Source organism: Paenibacillus marchantiophytorum, from assembly GCF_014640555.1.
In the GTDB taxonomy this organism is placed as follows: Bacteria; Bacillota; Bacilli; order Paenibacillales; family NBRC-103111; genus Paenibacillus_E; species Paenibacillus_E marchantiophytorum.
Genome location: NZ_BMHE01000004.1, coordinates 24009 through 30986, shown reverse-complemented (window position 1 = coordinate 30986; position 6978 = coordinate 24009). Strand labels below are relative to the sequence as shown.

The following is a 6978-nucleotide window of genomic DNA, read 5'->3' as shown; positions in this document are numbered from 1 at the left end:
GGTGCTCTTTTCGGTGCAAGGGGCGTTTCTGCACGACGTGTTCATGCGGAGGAACGGAAGAGTGGAGCCGTGTCTTGTCTGAGGACGTATGTCAAGTCAACCATCGACGAAGGTCTAAGAGACATGTTTTTGGGGTAGGGGTGAGTGAAGCTTGTCCAGAATTTAAATGTTGGAGATTGACGCCAGTCTCCAGGCTTGGGTTGTAGGCGGCCCCATCACGATGGAGGGGTTCGATGCGATCAGATGAGATGATGATGATGATGATGATGAGGATGAGATGAGATGAGATGAGATGAGAGAGACGAGAAGCGATGATGATGATTAATGAGACGAGATGCGATGCGATGAGAACAAGGTAGCTGTGAACGTACTTATTTGTTCGAATTGCTGCTGGTTGGAGATATAAACAAGCTATTTGGCAGAATGAGATCCTCTAGCTTTGCAATCGCGCGGAGATAAGGGAAGGTCAAGCCGCGATTGTAGGAAAATGTGTCACAATAAGGATCCAGAGGGAACTACAGTCCGCTATAATACCGAAAACCGCCATATTCCACGCCAAAGGGAACTACGATCCGCTATTGCACCATTTCCCGGTTGGAATCAGCAGGTTCCGCTTAAATAGCGGATCTCAGTTCCCTTTCATGCTACGTTTACCCCAGTTCCCGCCATTTAACGGATCATAGTTCCTTTTCACACGACGATCTCTGTCATTTCAAAGCCCAAAGAGAACTTGGATCCGCTATATTGCTGAAAACCGTTATGAAGATGCTCATCTCTCGGGGCGGCAAAGCCGCTTTTCTTATTTTTGCATAAGAGGGAATCATATCCTTCCGCCTATACACGCTAAGAACTGAGCCAATCGCTGCAAATTGGAAAATGACGAGGTCCCAGCCAGCGATAGCAGAAACAGGTAAGGAGTGAGTGAAATGAAGTTGATTCCAACCCTTCCGAATGATAAATAACCACTTGAACCATTTATTTTTGTGCCGGCAACGATAGCAAATACAAGCATGAACAAGGTAACGAAGTACAAAGTCCAGGAATATTTGGCGAGTTTCGTATAATTGCCAAAGCTTATCGCGAGCATGAGGAGACCACCAACACAGACAAAAACAACTTGCTTGATGCCGATTGCAGAAAAACCACTGGAAGCTTGGGCAGCAAAAATGGCGACAAGCCCAAACATCATGAAAGCAGCTATTAAAGCAAGCAGCTTCCAATCCGTCCGAGGTCGATGGACCTGATGAAATTGCGCGCCGATAATATCGGGAGCACCCATTTGACTAATTGCTTCTTGAATGGCAGCCGTAAGCTCAACGCCTCGCTCCATTTTCTCCGTGATGATATCTTCGAGATGACTCTCTAGCTCCATACGCACTTCATGATGAACTTCCTTGGCTTGAATATGGGAGATGACCTGTTTCATAAATTCGCGGATTTCTTCATGTTGTCGATATAGCTTCATACGCTGCCACCTTCCCCGAGAACACGATCTACCGTGCTGCGAAACAGCAGCCATTCCTGTTTTTTGAGGCCGAGTTCGGCCTTGCCGCTGGGGGTAATTCGGTAATATTTGCGTTTGCGGCCATCCTTCTCGTCCCAGTAAGCTTCCACCAATTTGTCGGATTCAAGGGTGTGCAGAATAGGGTAAAGCGTCCCTTCCTTCAAGGTAAAAATACCATCCGAATTCGCTTCCATCTCCTTGGTCATTTCGTAACCATACATATCCTTGCGATTCAAAAGCGTAAGAATTAGAATGACCGTGCTGCCCTTCATAAGCTCCTTGCTGATTTTCATCCCAGGCTCCTTTCTTTGGGTATAGATTATCTATGCATCGTATATCTATGTATAAGTATAGCGATCGGCTTTTAATATGGCAAATAAAGTATGCTAAAATAGAAGGGGACTCAGTCAGTAATAACCCCAGCAATGAGTAAGAAGAGATCGACGTCTGGATGTCTAAAAATAATCGAAGAGGAGCATGTGCCTATGTATGATCATTTGGTTTCTTTTAAATTCAAGCAAAAATTGGATGCAGAAAAAGAGCAGGCACTCATTGAAACCCTGTTATCTTTTAAAAACCTTATCCCCGGTATCGTCGAAATTACTGCTGGCGTTAATGTGACAGAAGAAGTCGACAATATCCAGGGCTACACACTGGGGCTTCGAGTGACGTTTGAGAATCAAGAAGCGCTCCAGCAGTATGGACCGCATCCTGCTCATCAGCAGTTTGTCCAATCGTTGGCTGGGCTGGTTGATAATGTGATTGTGATTGACTATCCAATTAAGTAAGTTGGGAAAGGGCTTCTGAGCGGCGGGGATAGTGGCGTTAAGGTTGAAAAACAGCGTTACGGTGTGGAGGAAGCTCTATGAGGCTTCGTCACAACACAAAAAGATTGCCAGCACCTAGCCAGAATGGCTGGGAAGCAGGCAATCTTTTTGCGTTTGCGGTTAACCGTCAAGGTCATCTGCGTGGTCGAATAAGAGTCCATAGGGACTCTTATTGGGGAGGCTGTCTACAGTGCCCAAACAACGCCTACTTTATTGCGAATCATTTTTCTCGGCTTGGCGTTCCTTCCAGAAAAGGACGGTCAGCATCCGCTCGACCCATTCTTTGTCTTCAGGCGTAAGAAGAAAGCCATCGAACATGAGCTCATTTTCACGGAGAAATCGACGTAAATTAACGGGGTTGCTTTGGAAATTTTCTACGGATGGCGAGGATTCCAGATAACCTGCGATATCCATAAGCTCGGAATACGAGGTATTGAGCCCTTCGGAAAGCTTCATTAACACTTCCGGTGAGGGAATCCCGCGATTGCCATTCTCTAGTTGAGAAATATAGGCCGCAGAAACGCCCGAACGATCAGCCAATTCGCGAATGGTGAAGCCTTTCAATTTCCGCATATCTCTTAATTTATCGTAAAAATACATGAATTCTCACCCTCACAAACAAAAGTAAACATTAGTAAACAATCTAATAGTAACAGTTTACTTTAGTAATTACAATTGTTTATGCGAAATTAATTGGAAAGGGTTATTCGTATTTTTTGAAAATAAGTACGGCATTGTGCCCGCCGAATCCGAATGAACTGGACAAGCCGAAGCGCAGCTCGACTTTTCGCGCAATGAGAGGGACATAATCCAGATCACATTGGGGATCCGGGTTCTCGAGATTGATGGTTGGCGGGATCAGGCTGTCTTGCAGCGTCTTGATAAGTGCAACGGCTTCAACACCGCCAGCGGCACCAAGCATGTGCCCGATCATCGATTTATTGGCGCTGATCGGCACGTTGTAGGCGGCTTGGCCAAGCAGACGCTTAATCGCCAGCGTCTCCGAAAGATCACCTGCGATCGTGCTTGTCGCGTGCGCGTTGATCGTGTCAATTTCCTCGGCCGCAATCCCAGCGTCGGCAACAGCGTCGCGCATGGCTCGGTAGGCCCCCGAGCCCTCTGGATCGGTCGCCACGATGTGGTAGGCGTCCGAGGTTGATCCATAGCCGACGAGCTCGGCATGGATGCGGGCCCCGCGGCGCTCGGCATGCTCGAGCGACTCGATCACGAGCACGCCGGCGCCTTCGGCGGCGACGAATCCGTCGCGCTGCGCGTCGAACGGACGGCTCGCCTGCTCCGGCGCCTCACAGCGCGTCGACAGCGCCGTCGCATTGCCGAAGCCTGCCAGCGCGAGGTCGATGACCGTCGCTTCGGCGCCGCCGGCAATGACGACATCCGCGCCTCCGCGCTGGATCAGCTTCATAGCCTCGCCGATGGCATTGTTGCCCGTGGCGCAGGCTGTGACCGGGGCGAGGGACGGGCCTTTCGCCCCGAAGAGAATGCTAACCTGGGCCGCTGCCATGTTGGCAATCATCATCGGCACCACAGTCGGGCTGACACGGCTAGGTCCGCGGTTCAGCAAAGTACGATAATTGTCGAGAATCGTATGGATTCCGCCAATGCCAGAGCCGATGTAGACACCGACTCGCTCCTCATTGGTCGCATCAATCACCAGCTGCGCATCCTCGATGGCTTGCTTGGCTGCGGCAACGGCGAATTGGCAGTAGCGATCCATGCGGCGCACCTCACGCCGCCCGACGGCAGCTTCTGCATCGAAATCTCGCACAACCCCAGCAAAGTCCGTTTTATATGCTGAAATATCCATATGATCAATTGTAGTAATTCCTGATTTCCCTTCGGACAGATGACCCCAGAATGTATCGACGTCATTTCCGATCGGTGTGATGACCCCCATGCCTGTTACCACTACTCTTTTCATTTCATGTTCCTCCTTACGTGTAATGCTATTAGATTGTCACACTTGTTATCCTATTACAAGTAACTGTTTATACTGGTATAATAACTTCTAGGTTGCAAGTTTCAAGGAGGCCAAAGTTATGAACACCAAAGAACGGCTTCAAGCATTGTCTGAATTTCTGAAGGTTCATCGGGCGAGAATTCAACCAAGTGAAGCTGGCTTATTAAGCGGCAGCCGCAGGCGTACGCCGGGACTCCGGCGCGAAGAAGTCGCTACGATAGCGGGCGTCAGCACGACTTGGTATACATGGCTGGAGCAAGGAAGAGAAATCAAAATGTCGGTTCAGGTCCTGGATCGTATCGCAATGGCTTTGCAGCTTAATGAAGATGAGCGGCAGTACTTGTTCATGTTAGCGCTTGAGCAGCCAGCGCCGACTACATTTATCGATAAAAGCCCGACGATTAGCCCAGCATTGACTCGCATTCTATCGGAGCTGCACGATTGCCCCACAATTATCTCGGATCGAAGGTGTAATATTGTAGGTTGGAATCAAGCGGCTGCTGCTATATTTCTTGATTTTTCTAGGATTCCCCCTGAGCAGCGAAATATGATTTGGCTGCTTTTTACACGTAAGGAGTTGAAAGCTTTGGCGGTAAATTGGAGTGATTTCGTCAAGGGGTTTCTGGCGATGTTCCGCTCCTATTACGGGCAATATGTGGCTGACAACTGGTACAGCGAATTTATTGAGAAAATCAGTGAGCAGAACAAGGACTTTCGCACCTTCTGGGATCAAAGCGATGTCAGCACGGCACCGGATGTTTTCATTGAATTTCGACATGCCAAAGTAGGCAAAATGCTGTTCGATTTGACGACGCTTCAGGTTCAGGGGCGGACAGATTTGAGATGCAGCGTCTATACCCCAGCGCAGGATTCAGATACGGATTCCAAAATCAGACTGTTGATGAGCAAACTGGAAGAAGCCAATTAATTCCGAGCTCGAACTTATGATTACAAATGTAAACAAATCTTGTTGCATTTGTAAAAAATAATGGTATAATATTTCTAGGAGAACAAGATGGGAACGGGGAGGGTTTCATCATCATCATCAGATCCGGGAAATAGTGTTCGTTAGGGAGTGTTTACTATTGTAAACACTCATTAACTTCCATAAGGGGGCAATGGGACATGAAAATAATGGCTAAAACCGATGCATTCATTAAAGCGCGAATTATAAAGGGGTATTCCCAGAGAGAGTTGGCGAAGCATTCGGGATTAAGCCATGCTTATATCAGCTTACTGGAAAGATCAATTAAATCAGTAGGACCTGCCACAGCCAAGAAATTAAGTGATTTATTGGAGAAAGATTTAGAAGAAGTTTTTCGAATAGAGTTGCTTTAATTAAATAGGGAAGAGAACCTAGCCCAGGCTAGGTTTTTCCTATTGGAGCAGCTCAGTATCTTGGAGCTAAAAACGGCTGTGCTTATTACGATACTCTAAGGGGGTATCCCTGGTTCTCGCTTGAACATTCGATGGAAGGGAAAAAAACAGATTGACAAGTAAATATGCTCTTGTATAATCAATTATAGTGATTAGTTTCCAATTCGCCCTAATATGGTATCGATACCATAATAAAGTTAAAAGTTTGACGGTTCTATTCATTTTTTACTTTTATGTACCGGCTATTATGGAAACGATTCCATGGTATCAACTATTTTTATTTTAGATCGGAAGAGGGAGAATGTATTGAAAAAATTTGATGCTGTTGTCATTGGTGACGCCAACATAGATCTTGTTGTAGCGGGGCTAAATCAATTTCCTCAACCCGGACAAGAGACTTTTGTTACTAATATGACAAAGCATATTGGTGGCGGGGCTGCTTTGTTCGCCATCTCACTCGCTAAGCTCGGGCTACGTGTAGCATTTAACGGCGTATTGGGAGATGATGACTATGGCCGTTTTATTTTAGAAAAGTTTACTCAATATGATATCGATACCAGCTTGATTCAAACAAGTAAAACCACTCAGACAGGAATCACGATAGCGATCAATCCGGAAACGGACCGCTCATTTATTACTTATGCAGGTTCAAATTTAGAGCTCCAAATAGGCCAGTTGAATTTATCAGAGCTAGCTCAGGGTAAACATGTGCACATCACCGGGTATCGAGGAAGACAAAATCATGAAGAATTTATGAGTGTTGCCAAAACACTTAAGAAAATGGGGATCACCCTTTCTTGCGATTTGGGCTGGGATGATTCTGGTGAGTGGTTTAAGGGAGTGTTCGAATTGATGAAGCATTTCGATGTGTTTCTAATGAATGAAACAGAAGCGCTTCATTATACAGGCTTTGATACGATCGACGAAAGCTTGCGTTTTATGAGCGACTGCTGCAGTCATATTGTCGTAAAGCTCGGACCTCAAGGAGCCGTGACGATGAAGGAAAGCGTACAGACGCTCCACGCTGCCTATCCGGTTGAAACCATTGATACGACTGGCGCAGGGGACTCATTCAATGCCGGCTATTTATTTGGTTATTTGTCTGGTCAAGATGTAGAAACATGTTTAAGGTACGGAAATGCTTGTGGAGCGCTTTCTGTCGGCGCTTACGGCGGGAGCACAGGCACACCGGATCTGAGCAAGCTTGAGGCATTCTTCCTTCAATTTGCCAAACAAAAGAAAGATCAATTGGAAGCCATTTAACAGATGATGGAAAGAGACGGAGGAAGTCG

8 protein-coding genes and 1 pseudogene are annotated in these 6978 nt (G+C 46.8%); 5 read left to right on the top strand and 4 right to left on the bottom strand.

Going from position 1 to position 6978, the window contains the following annotated elements; translation table 11 throughout:
• Nucleotides 1-107, top strand: a pseudogene (locus IEY34_RS38095) (hypothetical protein); the annotation flags it as partial.
• 713 nt (nucleotides 108-820) lie between these two features.
• On the opposite strand, the gene IEY34_RS05685 reads toward IEY34_RS38095, so the two are convergent.
• The gene (locus IEY34_RS05685) at nucleotides 821-1465 is read right to left on the bottom strand and encodes a permease prefix domain 1-containing protein (protein WP_189008887.1); all 645 of its coding nucleotides are present in this window, start codon (nucleotides 1463-1465) and stop codon (nucleotides 821-823) included.
• Nucleotides 1462-1797 (bottom strand): PadR family transcriptional regulator, encoded by a 336-nt coding sequence (locus tag IEY34_RS05680; RefSeq protein ID WP_189008884.1) that lies wholly within the window; start codon nucleotides 1795-1797, stop codon nucleotides 1462-1464. The genes IEY34_RS05685 and IEY34_RS05680 overlap by 4 nt, the downstream gene beginning before the upstream one ends.
• Nucleotides 1798-1989: 192 nt before the next feature.
• On the opposite strand from IEY34_RS05680, the gene IEY34_RS05675 reads away from it, so the two are divergent.
• Nucleotides 1990-2292 carry a Dabb family protein gene (locus IEY34_RS05675; RefSeq protein ID WP_229757491.1) on the top strand — a complete coding sequence of 101 codons (303 nt, stop codon included), beginning with the start codon at nucleotides 1990-1992 and terminating at the stop codon, nucleotides 2290-2292.
• A gap of 249 nt (nucleotides 2293-2541) precedes the next feature.
• Here IEY34_RS05675 and IEY34_RS05670 read toward each other — a convergent pair whose 3' ends face one another.
• Both IEY34_RS05670 and fabF read right to left on the bottom strand, forming a co-directional pair.
• The gene (locus IEY34_RS05670; protein WP_189008878.1) at nucleotides 2542-2931 is read right to left on the bottom strand and encodes a helix-turn-helix domain-containing protein; all 390 of its coding nucleotides are present in this window, start codon (nucleotides 2929-2931) and stop codon (nucleotides 2542-2544) included.
• A 103-nt stretch (nucleotides 2932-3034) separates the two neighbouring features.
• Complete coding sequence (gene fabF, locus IEY34_RS05665; RefSeq protein ID WP_189008875.1) at nucleotides 3035-4270, bottom strand: beta-ketoacyl-ACP synthase II; 1236 nt, start codon at nucleotides 4268-4270, stop codon at nucleotides 3035-3037.
• Nucleotides 4271-4388: 118 nt separating this feature from the next.
• Here fabF and IEY34_RS05660 point away from each other — a divergent pair, with 118 nt between their 5' ends.
• The 3 genes from IEY34_RS05660 (at nucleotide 4389) to IEY34_RS05650 (ending at nucleotide 6949) form a co-directional block, all read left to right on the top strand.
• Nucleotides 4389-5237: a helix-turn-helix transcriptional regulator gene (locus IEY34_RS05660; RefSeq protein WP_189008872.1), complete on the top strand. Its 849-nt coding sequence runs from the start codon at nucleotides 4389-4391 to the stop codon at nucleotides 5235-5237.
• A gap of 197 nt (nucleotides 5238-5434) precedes the next feature.
• On the top strand, nucleotides 5435-5647 hold the full coding sequence (locus tag IEY34_RS05655) for a helix-turn-helix domain-containing protein (RefSeq protein ID WP_189008869.1): 213 nt from the start codon (nucleotides 5435-5437) through the stop codon (nucleotides 5645-5647).
• Between the two features lie 345 nt (nucleotides 5648-5992).
• Nucleotides 5993-6949: a carbohydrate kinase family protein gene (locus IEY34_RS05650; RefSeq protein WP_229757490.1), complete on the top strand. Its 957-nt coding sequence runs from the start codon at nucleotides 5993-5995 to the stop codon at nucleotides 6947-6949.
• Nucleotides 6950-6978 lie beyond the last annotated feature (29 nt).

Bases quoted from the DNA above. Each gene is read 5' to 3' on its own strand.
- fabF (WP_189008875.1), bottom strand. From the start codon at position 4,270: ATGAAAAGAGTAGTGGTAACAGGCATGGGGGTCATCACACCGATCGGA.
- IEY34_RS05680 (WP_189008884.1), bottom strand. From the start codon at position 1,797: ATGAAAATCAGCAAGGAGCTTATGAAGGGCAGCACGGTCATTCTAATT.
- IEY34_RS05670 (WP_189008878.1), bottom strand. From the start codon at position 2,931: ATGTATTTTTACGATAAATTAAGAGATATGCGGAAATTGAAAGGCTTC.
- IEY34_RS05685 (WP_189008887.1), bottom strand. From the start codon at position 1,465: ATGAAGCTATATCGACAACATGAAGAAATCCGCGAATTTATGAAACAG.
- IEY34_RS05655 (WP_189008869.1), top strand. From the start codon at position 5,435: ATGAAAATAATGGCTAAAACCGATGCATTCATTAAAGCGCGAATTATA.
- IEY34_RS05675 (WP_229757491.1), top strand. From the start codon at position 1,990: ATGTATGATCATTTGGTTTCTTTTAAATTCAAGCAAAAATTGGATGCA.
- IEY34_RS05660 (WP_189008872.1), top strand. From the start codon at position 4,389: ATGAACACCAAAGAACGGCTTCAAGCATTGTCTGAATTTCTGAAGGTT.